At 62.8% G+C, this 15829-nt stretch carries 19 protein-coding genes; 6 read left to right on the forward strand and 13 right to left on the reverse strand.

Annotation, left to right across the window (positions count from 1 at the left end):
• Nucleotides 1-71: 71 nt before the first annotated feature.
• From EI293_RS21145 to EI293_RS21195, 11 genes are all read right to left on the reverse strand, one after another.
• Nucleotides 72-284: a hypothetical protein gene (locus EI293_RS21145; RefSeq protein ID WP_125440551.1), complete on the reverse strand. Its 213-nt coding sequence runs from the start codon at nucleotides 282-284 to the stop codon at nucleotides 72-74.
• A 40-nt stretch (nucleotides 285-324) separates the two neighbouring features.
• Nucleotides 325-573, reverse strand: coding sequence for a GDCCVxC domain-containing (seleno)protein (locus tag EI293_RS21150; RefSeq protein WP_125440552.1), 249 nt, complete (start codon nucleotides 571-573; stop codon nucleotides 325-327).
• Between the two features lie 11 nt (nucleotides 574-584).
• Nucleotides 585-1214, reverse strand: coding sequence for a mercuric transport protein MerTP (merTP, locus tag EI293_RS21155; RefSeq protein WP_125440553.1), 630 nt, complete (start codon nucleotides 1212-1214; stop codon nucleotides 585-587).
• Nucleotides 1211-1582, reverse strand: coding sequence for an ArsR/SmtB family transcription factor (locus EI293_RS21160; protein WP_125440554.1), 372 nt, complete (start codon nucleotides 1580-1582; stop codon nucleotides 1211-1213). The genes merTP and EI293_RS21160 overlap by 4 nt, the downstream gene beginning before the upstream one ends.
• Before the next feature lie 260 nt (nucleotides 1583-1842).
• Nucleotides 1843-2424 carry a sigma-70 family RNA polymerase sigma factor gene (locus tag EI293_RS21165; protein ID WP_125440555.1) on the reverse strand — a complete coding sequence of 194 codons (582 nt, stop codon included), beginning with the start codon at nucleotides 2422-2424 and terminating at the stop codon, nucleotides 1843-1845.
• Nucleotides 2425-2490: 66 nt separating this feature from the next.
• Nucleotides 2491-2688: a hypothetical protein gene (locus tag EI293_RS21170; protein ID WP_125440556.1), complete on the reverse strand. Its 198-nt coding sequence runs from the start codon at nucleotides 2686-2688 to the stop codon at nucleotides 2491-2493.
• Between the two features lie 121 nt (nucleotides 2689-2809).
• The gene (locus EI293_RS21175) at nucleotides 2810-4153 is read right to left on the reverse strand and encodes a Fic/DOC family protein (RefSeq protein ID WP_125440557.1); all 1344 of its coding nucleotides are present in this window, start codon (nucleotides 4151-4153) and stop codon (nucleotides 2810-2812) included.
• Between the two features lie 103 nt (nucleotides 4154-4256).
• Entirely contained in the window at nucleotides 4257-4514 is a 258-nt protein-coding gene (locus EI293_RS21180; RefSeq protein WP_125440558.1) for a hypothetical protein, read from the reverse strand.
• Nucleotides 4515-4590: 76 nt separating this feature from the next.
• Complete coding sequence (locus EI293_RS21185) at nucleotides 4591-6729, reverse strand: type IV secretory system conjugative DNA transfer family protein (protein ID WP_170170481.1); 2139 nt, start codon at nucleotides 6727-6729, stop codon at nucleotides 4591-4593.
• A 40-nt stretch (nucleotides 6730-6769) separates the two neighbouring features.
• Nucleotides 6770-7795 (reverse strand): DUF5712 family protein, encoded by a 1026-nt coding sequence (locus EI293_RS21190; protein ID WP_125440560.1) that lies wholly within the window; start codon nucleotides 7793-7795, stop codon nucleotides 6770-6772.
• Nucleotides 7796-7810: 15 nt separating this feature from the next.
• Complete coding sequence (locus tag EI293_RS21195; RefSeq protein ID WP_125440561.1) at nucleotides 7811-8287, reverse strand: hypothetical protein; 477 nt, start codon at nucleotides 8285-8287, stop codon at nucleotides 7811-7813.
• 647 nt (nucleotides 8288-8934) lie between these two features.
• Between EI293_RS21195 and EI293_RS21200 the strand changes: the two genes are divergently transcribed.
• The 6 genes from EI293_RS21200 (at nucleotide 8935) to EI293_RS21225 (ending at nucleotide 13152) form a co-directional block, all read left to right on the forward strand.
• Complete coding sequence (locus EI293_RS21200) at nucleotides 8935-9663, forward strand: ParA family protein (RefSeq protein ID WP_125440562.1); 729 nt, start codon at nucleotides 8935-8937, stop codon at nucleotides 9661-9663.
• A gap of 302 nt (nucleotides 9664-9965) precedes the next feature.
• Nucleotides 9966-10145 (forward strand): hypothetical protein, encoded by a 180-nt coding sequence (locus tag EI293_RS21205; RefSeq protein ID WP_125440563.1) that lies wholly within the window; start codon nucleotides 9966-9968, stop codon nucleotides 10143-10145.
• 243 nt (nucleotides 10146-10388) lie between these two features.
• Complete coding sequence (locus EI293_RS21210) at nucleotides 10389-11207, forward strand: ion transporter (protein ID WP_125440564.1); 819 nt, start codon at nucleotides 10389-10391, stop codon at nucleotides 11205-11207.
• A gap of 86 nt (nucleotides 11208-11293) precedes the next feature.
• Nucleotides 11294-11623, forward strand: coding sequence for a four-helix bundle copper-binding protein (locus EI293_RS21215; protein WP_125440565.1), 330 nt, complete (start codon nucleotides 11294-11296; stop codon nucleotides 11621-11623).
• An 88-nt stretch (nucleotides 11624-11711) separates the two neighbouring features.
• The gene (locus EI293_RS21220; RefSeq protein WP_125440566.1) at nucleotides 11712-12671 is read left to right on the forward strand and encodes a mechanosensitive ion channel family protein; all 960 of its coding nucleotides are present in this window, start codon (nucleotides 11712-11714) and stop codon (nucleotides 12669-12671) included.
• Nucleotides 12672-12744: 73 nt separating this feature from the next.
• Complete coding sequence (locus tag EI293_RS21225) at nucleotides 12745-13152, forward strand: hypothetical protein (protein WP_125440567.1); 408 nt, start codon at nucleotides 12745-12747, stop codon at nucleotides 13150-13152.
• Nucleotides 13153-13162: 10 nt separating this feature from the next.
• Here the strand turns inward: EI293_RS21225 and EI293_RS21230 are convergent, their stop codons facing one another.
• Nucleotides 13163-14512: a DUF2254 domain-containing protein gene (locus EI293_RS21230; protein WP_125440568.1), complete on the reverse strand. Its 1350-nt coding sequence runs from the start codon at nucleotides 14510-14512 to the stop codon at nucleotides 13163-13165.
• A 20-nt stretch (nucleotides 14513-14532) separates the two neighbouring features.
• Nucleotides 14533-15795, reverse strand: a complete 1263-nt coding sequence (locus tag EI293_RS21235; RefSeq protein ID WP_125440569.1) for a cation:proton antiporter — start codon at nucleotides 15793-15795, stop codon at nucleotides 14533-14535.
• Nucleotides 15796-15829: the final 34 nt, after the last annotated feature.

A 15829-nucleotide genomic window follows, 5' to 3' on the forward strand; every position in this document is an offset into this window, starting at 1 on the left:
AAGCGCCGGACTACGCGAGTCCGGCGCTTTTTCTCTTTTGATTAGCAGCTTGTCAGCCACCCAACGCGGGCTTACTTCTTCACGGTTTCGGTAGCTGCCGGCGTCACCACGGCCGCGCTGGTCGGCTTCTTGGCGCAGCAGCTGGCGCCAGGCTTCTCGTCTTTTGCGCATTGCATGGTGGCTTCCTTGGCCGCTTTCTTGGACTTTTTGCCGGGTTTGCCGTCGTTGGCGGTAGCACTACCGATGGTGGCCAGCAGGGTCAGGGCAAGCAGGAGGTTTTTCATGAGTTGGGGAGGTAAAAAGTTAAAAGCAACAAGTGAACAACTAGCAGCAGCCGCAGGCGCCTTTGCCCTGTTCCTGGATGGGCGGGCAGGGCACGGTGCCGTACGAGCAGTACACGCAGCAGTCGCCGGCCAGGGGCTTGAGCACGGTGTGGCAGCTGGTGCATTCGTAAAACCACTGGCAGGCATCAGTCGGCATCTGCTCGGCCTGCGCGTGCTGGCACACCGGACAGGTAAGCACGGACGTCAGCGTAACGGCGGGCTGGGTGCTGGGAGGCGTTATCGGAATCATAGCAGGGACAATTAACGGGTAGCGGAAGGGTTCAGCACCGAATAGCCGGTGCCGTTGATGGCGGCCTCTACCTGGGCCACGGGCGTGACGGCGGCATTGAAGCGGACCTGAGCCGTGCCCTGTTCGTAGGAGACCTGCACGCGCTGCACGCCCGGCAGCTGCTGCACGTCGTGCTCCACGTGACGGGCGCAGGCCTCGCAGGTCATGCCGCTAATGCGGTAGGAACTGGTTTGTAGCACCGGGGCGGCGCTGGTAGCCACCCCTGGCTTGGGAACTGCTGTCGGGTAGAATTGCGCCCCGTAGTAGGGAAAGGCCAGCAGCAGCGCGGCCAGCACGGTGACCGTGCCCAGAAAGCCCCGCGACTGCATCAGCGAGGGCTTGGCCGGCACGGGGCAGCCGCAGTCATCGGCTGCCGTTGGCGCGGGTCGCAGTTGCTGGTACCAGGCGAAGCCCAGGACGCCCACGGTCAGGGCTACCAGATAGGGACGCAAGGGTTCCAACCAGGCGAAGGTGGAGGCAACGCCGCCCAGCCCCCCGACAATGGCCAGCAGGGGGGTAATGCAGCACAGTGAAGCGGCCAGCGCAGCCAGCAGGCCCGTACCGGCCAGAGACTTGGTGGGTGTGGAAGCAGGTTGGTTCATACGGCAGCAGGCGTGAGGGAGGTGGAAACGGACCCCAGCAACGGCTCTATCACGGGGCGCAGGGCGGGAGTCAGGGTGTAAAACACGGTCTGGCCCACTTTGCGCGCCTGCACCACGCCGCCGTCCTTGAGCTTGCGCAGGTGCTGCGAGATGGCCGACACGTTCATCTGCAGCACATCGGCTAGGTCACACACGCACAGCTGCTGCTGGTCGAGCAGCAGATACAGCATTTTCAGGCGCACGTCGTTGCCGGCCAGGGCCAGTACCGCCGCCACGGCTTCGAGGCCCGGCGCAGCCGCGGCCAGGCGCTGCTTGCTGTGTTCAATGTGCGCAGCGTCGGCAAAGACGCGAATACAGGAGGTGGCCATACTACTCGTTTTCGTAAAAGTACTGTTTTCTTATTTAAGCAAACGCTTAAATAAGAAACGAGAAAAAAGAGCAGGCCCTCGCCTGCTCTTTTTCTGTGGCACTTCGGCTAGCTTAGCAGCAGCCCGAAGTATTGCCGCCGCAGCAGGTGCCGTCGCAGCAATCGGTGGGTTCGTGGTTCATGGCGAACGAGGGGATGAAGTGAGGTAAGCCGCACCACCTTGGTACACTTGATAGACGACGGCACTGAAAAAAGACGCAGCTAAGAGGCACAGCTTCTGGCTGCCGTGCAGCCGCACTGGTGGCGCGGCTGCGCTTCCAGTGCGGCTGCACGGCAGCCATCGACTTTCATCCGGCAGCAGGCCGTGAACAGCTGGTGCAGCTGCTGCTTGGCCCGCTGCACCCGCGACTTGGCCCCAGAATAGGAGATGCCTAACTCGGCTGCGTAGTCCTTCTGCGACAGCGCCCCAAGCTCAGTGCGTAGTAAAGCCTCCCGCGACGCGGCGGGCAGCTGGTCGACAAACGGCGTGATGCAGGGCGCAAAACCCGGGTTCAGCTCAGTGGGGTCGGCTACGTCGGGAATATCCCCCTCCAGCTCAACCAGGCCCCGCTGGGCTTTCTGGTAGTCCAGAATGCGGTTGCGGGTAATCTGGTATACCCAGCTGGTGAGCTTGTCGGCGTAGGTGAGCGTAGGTAGCTTGAGATGAATCTTGACAAAGACGTCCTGCAGCAGGTCCTGGGCCGCGTCGGGGTCCGTAACGCGGCGCCGGATAAAAGCCAGCAGCTCGCGGTGGAAGTCGGCCCAGATGGTTTCGGTGGTGGCGGCGGCGGGGTTCATGGACATGGCAGTGGTTCTCTCCCAATAGACGACGCAACACCAAAAAGACGCATAATAGGGTGCCCCTAGGAGCTAATTCGGGATGTCCTGCTGTAGCCACGGGCGACGTGTGCCACAGGCGGTGCATTCCATCAAGAGCTCGGTAGCATGCGCGTACCGCTCCAGCACCTCCACGTGGGCGTGCAGCGTTTCCTGCCGGCACGTGGCACAGGCCAGCAACTCGGTAGCTTCGAGCTGCTCCTGCAAAAACAGTAGCTCATCATCCCTCATAACAGGCAAGGTACTTATTAGCGTTGCGACTTCTATATACCGCACAGTGCCTTTAGCTGAATACAATTGTCGGCTAGGCAGATTGCTTGACATCAACCCATTGACCGGCCATGCTTATCCCTTACCGCTCGGGGCCTTCCGCAGCCCGGCTGGCTGGTTCGGTGGCTGGCCCCAACGCACGCTGGGCTTCCTGCAAGCTGCGGCCGGCACTTCGCAAGTTGGCAGCATCTTCAGCCAGCGCCGGTATCTTCTCGGCCCGAGTCAGGGCCTCGGCCACCGCCTGGAGGTTAGCGCCACCCAGGTAAGCAGATTTCTCCACGGCCTTAGCGGCACGCAACAAGGAGTCGGCCGGCCCCGGGTAGCCCTGTTCTTCCAGCCCCTCGACTACCTGTTTGGCGGCTTGCACAAACGCAGCCGTGCCCGCAGGCTGTGGGCTGGTGGGATATTGAGCTGGCGCGGCCGCTACAACCTTTGCTGGTACCGGTGGCTGCATGGCCGTTAGCGCAGCCCCAAAACGTGCCGCCTCCCGCTGCGAGTCCGGGTCCTGAAAGCGTTTATCCTGTTTTACTTCCTGCACCAGCTGCTGCAGCGCGGCGCCGTGCTGCGCCAAGCCGCCCTGCGGGTCACGGTCAATGTCGAGCACCTGGGTCAGCAGCGCGTCGGCGCGCTGGTTGCGGCGGTAGTCGACGCCTGCTACTAACTGCTGCATGGCCGGGGCCGCGGCGACTAACTCGCGCAGCTGCTCTATCTGCCGCACGGCGGGTGTGGGCCCATCCGCCAGCGGGCGGGCCTGGCCGGGGTGGCGGGCTGCTTCGGCATCGGGTCCGGGCAGCGGCGTAGTATTGCGGGCAAACAAGTCGCGAAGGGCCTGTAAATCCCAGTCTTTGTGCCCGGCCCCGTGCAAGCCCACGATGCCCTGGTCCCGAGCGGGGTTGAGCTTTTCATGCTCGCGGTTGAAATCGACCTGATAGCCGGCCTGGTAGGCAATTTCGGCGAAGGTAGCCTGCAGGGTGCGGCCGTTGCCCTCGCGGAAGGCGTGCACGTGGTTGTAGTGGTCGAAGTAATAGGCGGCCCGCTCGGCGAAGGCCTCGGGCGTGGGTAAGCCCTTGAGGTTGTTTTCCTGCTTAAGCTGCTCGCCCACCGCATTCAGCCGCTCGTCGATGCGCTCGAAGGGCGCAAAGTGCATGGGGCGCTCCATGCCGGGCAGGTCGGCGGCCTTGACGCCCTGAAACCCGGCTTCCCGGCGGGTCTGGCCGGCCCACTCGAACGTATCCTGAAACAGGTGGTGGTGCACGGCCCGCAGCCGCCGGGCGTCAAAGGTGTCGCCCTGAGGGCCATACCCAGCGGCCAGCTCCTGCAATCGGCGCAGCGACGCGTCCTTGGTGGCCTGCTCCAGCTCCAGCGCATCAGTGATGCCGAGCTTGTTGTAGAAGACGCCGGTGTGGGGGTCTGTAAAATTATCCATCAAGGGTAAATACGAGAGCCACGCATCTCGCTGGAATGGGGCCAAAAAATTAGCCCGACCTCAGGCCGGGCTAATGCAACTAAATACCTGAAAAGAATCCGAATTAGGCCACGTGCGCCAAGGCGTGCTCGAAGTTGTGGGCCTGCACCTGGCGCAGGTGCTCGTCGTGGCGGGCACCCATGGTAGCCAGGTCAATCTGGCCGGCCACGTATTGCGCGTGCAGCTCGGCCAGCCATTCGGGCTCCTGGTAGGCGCCTTGGCTGCGGGTGATGCCCAGCGACTGGTTTATGATAAACTGCCGCTGCTCGCGGGTTTGTTCGCGGGGACCAAACTGCGGGGTGTGAGAAGCTTGCGTGTTCATAAAGGACAGTACGTAAACGAGGAATGAGAGTACAAATTAAACAAAAAACCCGACATTATGGTGCCCGGGGCAGCTCTTAAAGCATGGGCTCATTGTCGGGCATCTGGCCCGGTTTGAGCGTGTTGGCGTATTGTCCTACGATGCCTGCCACGTCCTCCCGGATAAGCTCAAAATTGGCCTGGATTACCGCTTGCAATGCGTTGACTGGGCCCGTCATCGGGCTGCTACCGGCCTGCCGGGCAGCGCGCCTTTGGCTCAGCCAATCCTGGTTCGCCCCCTCCCCTGCCGGGGCATCCGCCAGTACCGGCGCCGGGCCGCCCTCGAAAGTAGCCAACGGGTGCAGCGGGTACGCGCCGGGCACCGCTCGGCGCTCCACCTTGCCCTGGAAGAAGGGCTGCTCGGTTTCCACGGTCTGACCGATGAACTCGCCGGTTTCAAGCGTGATGGTGTCCTGCAGACGCACCAAGTTGCGCTCCTGCCAGCTCACGCTCTGGCTAGCGTTGCTGCCGGCGCCCCGGCTGCCGCCGCTCTGGCTGCGGCCCAGGCTGGCCGACACCATTTCCCGGTCTTCCTTGCCCACCAGTTCCGAAACAAACTTGGCCGTTTCCAGCGAGTTTACCTTGCCGAAAAACTGGTTGTTGAGGTTGCTCACCATCACCTGCATCTTGTCGCGGCCGTAGGCGTCAATCATCTGGCTCAGGTCCTGGGTCATGTAAATCATGGCCACCTTGTTGCTGCGGGCCGTGGCCGGTATCACCTCCAGGTTGGGCACGTAAATGGTCGCGGCCTCGTCGAGGAACACGTAGCTCGGGTGCTTGTGCTGCTGGTTCATGAGCTTCAGCGCCACGGCCACGATGCAGCTGATAACCGGCGAGAAGGTTTCTTTCAGTGTAGGGTCGTTGCCGACCACGAGCACCTTGGGTGCCTGCGGTTCGTTGAGCTCCAGGCTGAACCCCTCCCCTCTCGCCTCGTCGGGGGTGAGCACCCAGGCAATTTCCGGGGAGTTGATGCGCGTGAGCACAATCTGCAGCGAAGCAATGACGCCGGCCACCTGCTTTTCGGCCCGCTGCTTCACGGCCGTGGTGATGGAGCGCACCATGTCGCCGCACTCGGGGTCGGTGTCGAGCATGCTCAGCACATGGGTAAAGTCCGGATGCAGGGCGGTGTTTACCACGTGGGGCAGGGTGCAGAAGGCGGGGAAGTTCTTCTTGTAAAACCAGATGATAGCCGTCAAAAAGGCGTTGGCGCTGGTGTCGAAGAAGTCCATCTTTTTGATGCTCTCCGGGTTCAGGTTGGCCATAATGGCGCGGGCGTACTCGTTGGCGTAGGCCACTACCGGCATCTTGTCGGCCCGCAGCGGGTTTACACGCTCGCTGCGCTCCAGGTCTTTGAAGTTGATGATGTGCAGCTGTACCGCCGCTCGCCCCTCCCCCACTGCCGCAGCTTTGGCATCGGCCAGCACAAACGCTTTCTGCGCGGCCTCGGCCAGCACCGGAAACTTAAAGTCGTAGATGAGCCCGGCAAAGCCTTTCTCAGTGAACTGCTCAATCAGGGGCTCCCCAATCGAGTACGACTTGCCGGCCCCGGCCCCGCCTAGCACCAGCGTGCCGCGAAAGGGGTTGGGAATATTTATCCAGCCCCCATCCGTGGTGGCCAGGCTAAAGCCGTGCTCCGAGACCTGCTGGCGGCGCTCGGTGCGCAGCCCGAAACGCTCGGTTTTGTGCAGGGCCCGCGCGATACCTGCCACCAGGCCCGCGCCCAGCACGAGCAGAGCGGCTACGGGGTATAGCCAGGCAATCGCGCCAGCCGAAAACGACGCCAGCGCCAGCAACAACGCCCCGCCCACCAAGCCCACGCCGGCGGCCCCCAACTGGATGCGCCGCAGCTGCAGCTGCGTGGGCTGCCAGCGGCGCTGGCCGGGCCGGGCGGGCGGCGCTTTGAGCAGCAGGGCTAGCAACAGCCCGGCCATCAGCACTGCTGCGCGCACGACCAAGCCAAAGCGGTGGTAAAAGCTCACCATCCCTGCCAACAGGCGGCTGGTAATAGATGCGCCCAATCCCGCGCCCGGCACGCCCGGTGCCACTGCTTCGGCCCTGAATGCCGGATGGGACAGCAGGTAGTACTCGCCGGCGGCCAGCAATACCAACAGTAGGCCGAAGGCCAGATACAGGCCGGTCAGGCGGTGGGTAGCCGGCTGCCGGGGGGCGCTCATCATGCTCATGAGATAATGAAATGAAGTGGTTATTTAGTCGGGGTTATAGCTCGGGTTCCCATTGCCGTCGCCCGCGCTGCTCGCCGATGTCTTGGGTGGCCACGCGGTCGGGGCCGCTGGTGGCGCGCAAGGCCTGCTGAAAGCTGTGCAGGGCTTGTCGCACTTGGTGGCCGGTTTGGTCACGGGTGGGCTCCTCGCGTCCGGTGGCCAGCAGGTGATAGGCATTGTCCAACGGCTGCCCCTGCCGGGCGCGTCCTTCCAGCCGGCGGAGCCGGTCGTAGAAAATGCGGTCGTAGCCCCGCCCCTGCGCGATGCGCTGCACCCGCGCCGCATCCAGCCGCTGGCTTGGGTCCGCCTGCCGGTTTAGCTGCTCGACGCGCTCGGCAATCCGGGCATTTCGTTGGGGGTTGGGCTCCGTGATGGCCGGGGCTGGTCTTCGGCGGGGAGCTCGGCCTTGGTATTGAAATTGGCGCTCAAATAGCACCCGTGCCTCTTCCTGCCAGTCCCGCAGGCTAAACCGGCTAACCCGCCCGCCGGGGTTCAGGGTAACGCGTTGCGCTCTATCGCGGGCCGAAACAACCACGTGGATGTGAGCTTGCAGACCGGGCCGCGCCTGCCCTGGTCGGGCCTTCCCTGCTCGCACGGCCGCGTCAGTGCCGCGGTGGGTGCGCTCGTGGTGAATGATGGCTCCCCACACCAAGTCATCTTTCCCCACGGCCCCGCCGTCCTTGAGGCGGAAGCCGGCAGCATAGGCGGTCATCACCTCCCGGGTATAGGCGCGCAGCTTCGCTTCGTCACCCCCGCCGATGTGGGCCAATTCTTCCGGACTCGGGGAAAGCACCAAGGAGTAAAACTTGGCTTCTCCTGTCCGCAGTCCTTTCACGTTGCCATCCAGGGAAGCCAGCACTGCCTCCCGGTCCAGCAGGTCTTGCTCGGCATCAAAGAAGCGTGCTTGCTCACCCTTCTGCTTGGCCTCGTGAGTCAGGTAATTCAATACCTGGGCTGCACTCCCCTGGTTATTGTAGGCCTTTTCACCGTTCGTTTTGGGATTAATAAGCTTGGCGTGCATAGCAAAAATTCTGAATTAGCGCGTTTTCTTAAGCGCTTTAATATCCAAAGCAGCCACACCAGCAGCTACGGCTTCAGCGATGCGTGCTTGGTTTTTCTGCTGTATTTTGTGCAGAGACTCCCCGCCTTCCGGGGCCAATAAATTCTCTACGACGCGCAGCGTTTGCTCCTGTACCGCCTGCTGCCGCAGCTGAAAGCGCAGCATTTCCAGCAGTAGCCCCCGCTCCTGCTCCTGCAGGTAAGAAAACACCCGGTCGCCAAGCCGCTTCACCTCGGCCATGATGAGTTGGCCTTCTCGGGCCTGCGACTCCACCGGGTTTAAGCCGCGTTCCGCGAAGTAGCGAATGGCCGCATCCGCGTACTCGGTGCGGGTTACCCCCAATCGCGCTGACTCCGCTCCTACCATGCGGTGTGTCGGTCCACTCACCGTAAGGTGCTTCACTGCGGAGTTGTTGCTGGGCTGGGGTGATGTATTCTGTGGCGGGTCCTGCATACCACTGATTTTAATTTTAAACTGCTGACAGTCATTGTTTTAGTTTGCTGAGTTAACAAATATCAACTCTGTTGATATTTAACCACCATTTAATCAGCACGTTAGTGATGTTAAATGGTGGTCTTCTTGCTAACTACCCTAAGGCCCCCTGGCCCAGCAGCATCCCGCTACGAACGGTCTACCTACAGTGCTTCCCTTTGTCACCGCCTCAGGGTACCAAGGCTTGAACGCCCACTGCATTCTACTTAGGGGAGTGTCAGCAGGGAAGGGAATACCTAGAGTGCATCAGGAAGGATTTTTTATTTCTCAGGAAACAAGTATCCTCAAAAAGCGAAACCCTGTATCCTGGCTGCTTTACGCCTCGTAATCCGCTTTGTTTCTTAGGATTTTAGGAAATAAGTTTCTTGAGAACTTTTGCAGAATGTTTACTGAGCAACTTGTTTCTAATTTTACTAAGCAGGTTTTATACTTATTTTCTAAGAAATAAGAAAAACAGGAAACAACAACCTGAATTTCCCAGTAACATACTTGCTTTATTTTCCAGGAAATAAAAAAACAAGTTTACAAGTAACTTTGAAAATCGAGAAACAAGCTGCTTATTTTGCAAGCTGCTTCTCCTGTGGCTTTCCCATTAGTTCCCCTGCCCTATGAAAATCATTTGCGTTGCCAACCAGAAGGGTGGCATTGGTAAGAGTACCCTCATCACTGTGCTGGCGGGTGCGCTGGCCGCCGACTACGGCTACCGCGTGCTGGTGGTCGACGCGGACTCCCAGCAGACGCTGGCGGGTGTGCGCCTCACCAACGACCAGCCGAGCGTCGAGCTGGAGCGCGAAGCCGGTACGCTGGCCGAGCCGGCCTTCCCCTATGCCTTGGAATCGGTGGGTATGGGCCAGGTGTATGACCGGCTCGACGAAATCAGCGACGACTACGACGTGGTGTTTATTGACGTGCCGGGCCGCTCGGACGATACAGCCATGATTGACGTGCTCAGCGGCGCCAACGTGGTACTCGTGCCGGTAGGGGCCTCGGATGCCGAACGGCTGGCTACCATTTCTTTTATGCAGCTGCTGCAGGAGATTTCCCGGCTCTCGCGGGAGCAGGGGCTGGACTTCCAGTTCTTCGGCGTGCACTCGCACCGCACCAACCTGAAGGAGGAAAAGGACATGGACGAATTCACCGATGCTCTAGGGCTGCCGCGCCTGCAGGCCTCCCTGCGCCAGCTGGGCTGCTACAAGCGTCTGTCCACCCGCTACAGCTACCTCAATCCGGCCTACCGCCGGGCGGTGGGGGCGGATGCTTCGGTGGAAGCCGAGGTAAGGGCCCTGTGTGATGAACTGATTGCCCGCGCTGGGCTCACCGCTGAACTCGTATCGTAATGGCCAAGATTCAACGCCTGAAAATTTCGACTGACGAGAAAATGTCCATGCTGCGCGGGCAGCCCGGGCACATGCCGGCCGCGCCCGTAGCAGCCGAGCCTGCAGCTACACCAGCTACAGAGCCCACGCCGGTACCGTTATCTGAACCAGCTCCAGTAGCGCCGCCAGTGGTAGAGGCACCGGCACCAGTGCCGGCGGCTGTTGCTGCAGCGGTAGCAACCCCGAAACCAGCTTCTCCGGCCACGCAAACAGTAAAGCGGGGAAGGGGCCGACCGCCAAAAGCTGAATCACCAGCCGCCGAAGTGGCACCATCAGGACTGCAGCCGTCACTGATTCGCCTGGAAGGGGAGACGCAACGTGCTGCGCTGGCCTACATCCATGAGGAGTTGATGCTGCACAGCCGCCGCGTGTACCTAAAGGAGCTGGTGGATGAAGCGGTAAACTATTACTTACAGCACGGCCCGCCGGCTAAGGGTAAGTAGGGGAGGGGCACAGGAACTGCCTGCACGACGGGCCTGTACAGCATATTAGACGGAACGGGCTCGCAGGCCCAGGTGACGTCCCTGTGGAGCGGCACAAGCTGCGTGTTCAGATAGGGAGGGCGATGGAAGTCATTGCTTTTGCTAAAGAACTGAATAAGAGCAGCCACGGCTTAGGCTCTTATTGAGCCAAGGTGAACCCGGGCCGGTAAGGGGCGTAAGCGTGCTGACACTACGCTTCTGCCTATGCCCCAACCGGATTCCGAAAATGAGCAGCTCCAACAAGAGCGATTCCACCTGCTGCAGCAACTCACCGATTGGCTGGAAACGCCCCTGCTTGTGCTGGGCTTTGTCTGGCTGGTGCTGCTGGGTGTGGAGCTGCTCTGGGGCCTTTCGCCGGCGCTGGAGCTGGCGGGCACGATTATCTGGGTGATTTTCATCCTGGACTTTCTGCTCAAGTTACTCCTGGCGCCCCGCAAGCTGGCGTTTCTGAAAAGCAACGTCATCACCCTGATTTCTCTGCTCGTGCCAGCCCTGCGCCTGTTTCGGTTGGCGCGGGTGTTTCGGGCGGCGCGGGCTGTGCGCGGGCTGCGGCTGGTGAAGGTGGTGGGCTCGCTCAACCGGGGCATGAAGGCCCTGGCCGCCAGCTTCGGGCGGCGCGGGGTGGGCTATGTGCTGGGCCTCTCGGCCTTGGTGCTGCTACTGGGCGCGGCGGGCATGTACGCGTTTGAAAAGGACGTGTCGGGCGGCCTGCGCACCTATTCCGAAGCCCTGTGGTGGACGGCCATGCTGCTCACCAGCATGGGCAGCGAGTACTGGCCCCGCACCGGCGAGGGCCGGGCCCTGTGTCTGCTGCTGGCCCTATACGGCTTCGCAGTCTTTGGCTATTTCACCGCGACGCTGGCGACCTTCTTCATGGGCCGCGACGCCGAGAATCCCGAAGCCGAAGTGGCCGGGGCTACCGCCGTGGCGGCCCTGCACGAGGAAGTAAAGCAGCTCCGCGCCGAACTCCGGCAAGGTTCCTTTTACGCGGCGTCTGCGGACCCGCCCCCAGCAGACGAGTAGCTGTTCCCGCAGTAGGCGCTTCAACCTTTGCCTGGAATCGGGGGTATAGAAAGCTTTACGCATTCGGCAACCTTAACCCTCTTACTATGAACCCAAAACACCAATCCCTGCTCGACGCCCTGAACGCCTGCGTTGCGGCCTGTGAAAACTGTGCCTCGGCCTGCCTGCAGGAAGACGACGTGAAGATGATGGCGCCCTGCATCGCCCTCGACCGGGACTGCGCCGACATCTGCGCCCTGACCGCGCGCCTGCTGGCCCGCGGCTCGGCCCACGCCCAGCACCTGCTGCGCGAATGCGCCGAAATCTGCCGCCTCTGCGGGGACGAGTGCGCCAAGCACGAGCATGAGCACTGCCAAACGTGCGCCGCCGCCTGCCGCCGCTGCGAAGAAGCCTGCCGCCAGGGGATAGCCGCGTAAGGGGGCCTTGTCCGTGTTCTTCCCGCGCCGGGGCCGCCTGGCCCCGGCCTGTTGCGGCTCCACTTACTGCTCCACCTAACCCCCTCAGATGGATTTTTCCCTTGCCTGGCAGAAGCTCCACCAGATTGGCCGCGACCTGATGCTGGCCCTGCCCAACATCGTCTTCGGCCTGGTGGTCTTTCTGGGGTTTCTGCTGCTGGCCCGCGGCGTGCGCGCCCTGGTGCAGCGCATCACGCGCAGCAAAAACAGCAGCCACAACCTGCCCCTGCTGCTGAGCCGGCTGGCCTACGTGGCCACGCTCATCCTGGGGGTGCTGGTGACGGTCACCATCGTGCTGCCGGGCTTTACCCCGGCGAGTCTGGTGAGTGCGCTGGGCGTGGGCGGCATTGCCATCGGCTTTGCCTTCAAGGACATCTTCCAGAATTTTCTGGCCGGCATTCTGCTGCTCTTCACCGAGCCCTTCCGCATCGGCGACCAGATTAAGTACAAGGACTTCGAGGGCACGGTGGAAGACATCCAGACCCGGGCCACCAGCATCAAAACCTACGACGGGCGCCGCGTCATCATTCCCAACGCGGAGCTGTTCACCAACGCCGTGACCGTGAATACGGCCTACGACAAGCGCCGCCTGCAGTACGATGTGGGCATTGGCTACGGCGACGACATTGCCCGGGCCCGGGACCTGATGCTGGAGGCCATGCGCGCCGTGCCCGGCGTGCTCCAAGACCCCGCGCCGGAAGCGCTGGTGATGGACCTAGCCGAAAGCTCGGTGAATATCCGGGCGCGTTGGTGGGTGGACCCGCCCCGGCAGGCCGACATCCTCGATGCCCAGGACAAGGTGCTGGAAGCCATCAAGAACAAGCTCTCTGAGCATGGCATTGACCTGCCCTTTCCTACCCGGCAGATTCTCTTCCACGACCAGACCGAAGCCACTGACGGCGACCGACGCCAACAGCGTGAGGGCTGGCCGGCGGGGTCTGGCGACGTGCCACCAGCCCGGGCGGCCGCACGCGGCACCGAGCCCCCGGCGGAAAGCCCTTCCGCATAGCCGGGGGAGAGGCAGTTTTCGACCGTGTCGGCGGTCTACCCGTAAGGGAATCGTTTCGACTTAGCGTATTGGCGTGGTTCCGACTCGTTTCTATTTTTCCAATGCCGTGGGCGCGGTTGATTATGTGCCCCGGACCTACGTGTACCTGCACTGGACGGGGGCGCCGCTGACCAGCGTCGAGTTTCGGGCCTTGTACGTGCACGTTCGCAACCTCTTGCAGCGCCACCAGTTGAAGGCCATTCTAGCCGACCACCAGGCCATGCCCGAAGCACCCGACGAAGCTGACCGGGCGTGGCTCCTGGAGCAGTGGCTCCCGGAGACGATGGTCGAAACCTCCCTGGCCCGCTACGCCGTGCTGCCCACCCCCGACCCGGGCCACCGCCTGCACACGGAAAAGGTGCTCGACGGCTTGCAGCGGCACCTGCAGGTAGCCGTATTCGACGACCTGGACCAGGCCAGCGCCTGGCTCCAAGACGCGTAGGGTATTTCCACTACTCTTTTTTCTCCGTCCCATCTCCGGCCCCAAAGGCCGCCTCTGCTTCCGCCAGCCGCTGGCGCACCTGCTCCCGCTCGTAGCCAGTGGGCAGGGTGCGCCGGGCCGCTTCGGCAATCAGGTCGGCCTGCTGGCGCAGGGCCTGGTGCCGGACCGGGGCCTGGGTGCGCTGGCCGATGGTGGCCAGGGCCGTGAGCAGGCGCAGGTACACGGCCGCATTGCCGTCGGCGCTGCCGCGTATCTGGTCGAAGGCCGTGGCCAGGTAGCCGCCAAAGGTGGGGCGCACGGCAATAACGCGGACCCGCTCGTGGTCGGTGCGCCAGGGCTGCTCGAAGCGTCGGTCGGCCAGCTGCGCCAGCAGGGCGCTCAAGTGGTCGATGCCGATGATGGCCGTGGTGGTGTCGTTGATGCCCGGCGAGAGAGCCTTGAGGGCAATGTCCACCAGCTGTCGCAAGCCAAAGCCGGCGTCCTGCTCAATGGTCCGCTGGCTACCCAGGCTGAAGCAGTTGTTGAGCTGTTGAATTAGCTCTTCGGTCAGCGTGATAGGTAGCTGCTCGTACCGTGCCACGCTGGCCAGGGCCGCCCCTTGGGCCACGAACCCGCCCATGCCGTGCTCCAGCCGCACCACGCCCCCGAGCTGGCACGCCAGCGCGAGCAGGGCTTCTTCGTTCAGGCTTTGCACGTAGCCGGTGGCCCCGGCCGGTACCGGCTGCCAGTGCAGCTGGCCGGCTTGCCGGAGCAGCTCCTGCGCTTGCGCCGGGTCGGCTTCCTCGCCAAACTCCTCGGGAAACAGCCGGGTAATGGCCGCCTGGGTTTCCTCGGTGGCGTGGCGGATGATGGTGGAGGCTTGTATGGCCGTGGCCATGTGGTGGATGAAGAATATCAGCACCCCGATGCTGACCAACGCCAGCACCAAGCCCATGAGCACGGCCAGCGAGGGAATGAAGCGGCCTTCGTCGCCGCCCCGAATGGTGCGCAGCACGATCAGGCAGTACACGAAGATGCTGACGAAGAAGCCCAGCACGAGCTGGTTGGCCCGGTCGCGCATGAAGTTGCGCAGCACCCGGGAGGTGTACTGGCTCGACACCTGCGCCAGCGTGCTTAGTGTAAGCGAGAAGATGAGGGCGGCCACCGTGACCATGGAGCCGGCGATGGCCGTGAGCATGCCCCGGGCCCCGTCGGAGCCGGCTCCGAACAGCAGCGGGTAATCCGGCACCCAGTCGTGGCGGATGCCGGCGTCGAGAAACACCAGCGCGAAGGCCAGCCCGATGGCGCCGGCCACCATCAGGGTGGGTACAAACCAGAGGCTGGCGTTTACGTTCTGCCACAGGGCGCGGAGTCGGTGCATGGGAAGCGGGTTACAAGCAGTTAATGGTCGGCGGGAGCCTCGCCGGTGCTCAGGCCCAGCCGCTTGACCAGCGGCCCGATAGTGAGGCCCTGCCCGATGATGCTGAATACCACTACCACGTAGGTGATGCCCACCAGCAAGTCGCGGGGCATGGACTCGGGCAAGGACAAGGCCAGTGCCACGGAAATGCCGCCCCGCAGCCCGCCCCAGGTCAAGACCCGCAGCGTGGCGCGGTCGAAGGGATAGTAGCGCCGCAGCAAGCCCAGCGGCAGCGCCACCGATACCCAGCGGGCCAGCAGCACCACCCCGATGGCCACCAGGCCCACGAGCAGGGTGGTGCGGCTGATGTCGAGCACGAGCATTTCCAGCCCAATGAGCACGAAGAGAATGGCGTTGAGAATCTCGTCGAGCAGTTCCCAGAACTTGTCCAGGTACTCGCGCGTCAGGTCCGACATGCCCAGCTCCCGGCCCTGGTCGCCCACAATGAGCCCCGCCACCACCATGGCCAGCGGGCCGGAGGTGTGCAGCTGCGCGGCCAGGGCCGTGCCGCCCATCACCAGGGCCAGGGTTATCATCACCTCCACCTGGTAGTGGTCGATGCTGCGCAGGGCCCAGAAGCCGGCGTACCCCAGGGCCGCGCCCAGGGCTACGCCGCCCACGGCTTCGTGCAGAAACAGCTGGCCAATGGCGGCGGGCGTGGCCTGCCCGGTCCCGAACTGGGCAATCTGGTACAAGCTCACGAACACCACCACGGCAATACCGTCGTTAAACAGCGACTCGCCCACGATGCGGATTTCCAGCCGCGGGTCGATGCGCGCCTCCTTGAGAATGCCCAGCACGGCGATGGGGTCGGTGGGGGAGATGAGGGCCCCGAACAGCAGGCAGTAGATGAAGTCGGTGGGCAGACCGAACAGCGGCAGCAAGTAGTAAAAGGCCGTGCCGACCAAGCCGGTGGAGAGCAGAGTGCCGGCGGTGGCCAGAGCCCCCACGGCCACGCCTTCTTTGCCCAGGGCCCGCAGGTCGACGTGCAGGGAGCCGGCAAAGAGCAGAAAGCTCAGCATGACCTGCATGAGTACCGTGTGGAAGTCAATGCCGCGCACCAGCTCGCCGGCGGTCAGCACCCAGTCGACACCCAGCTTACCCAGCCCGATGGCCAGCAGCGAAGTCACCAGGGCCAGCACCATCAGCCCGATGGTGCCGGGCAACCGGAGGAAGCGGTGGTTGACGTAGCCGAATACGGCGGCAATGACGATGAGCAGCGCCAGGGTATTGTATAATTCCATCGAGAGGCCAGAGGCGGGTTAAGGTAGGGTAGAC

Source organism: Hymenobacter perfusus, from assembly GCF_003944765.1.
GTDB lineage: Bacteria > Bacteroidota > Bacteroidia > Cytophagales > Hymenobacteraceae > Hymenobacter > Hymenobacter perfusus.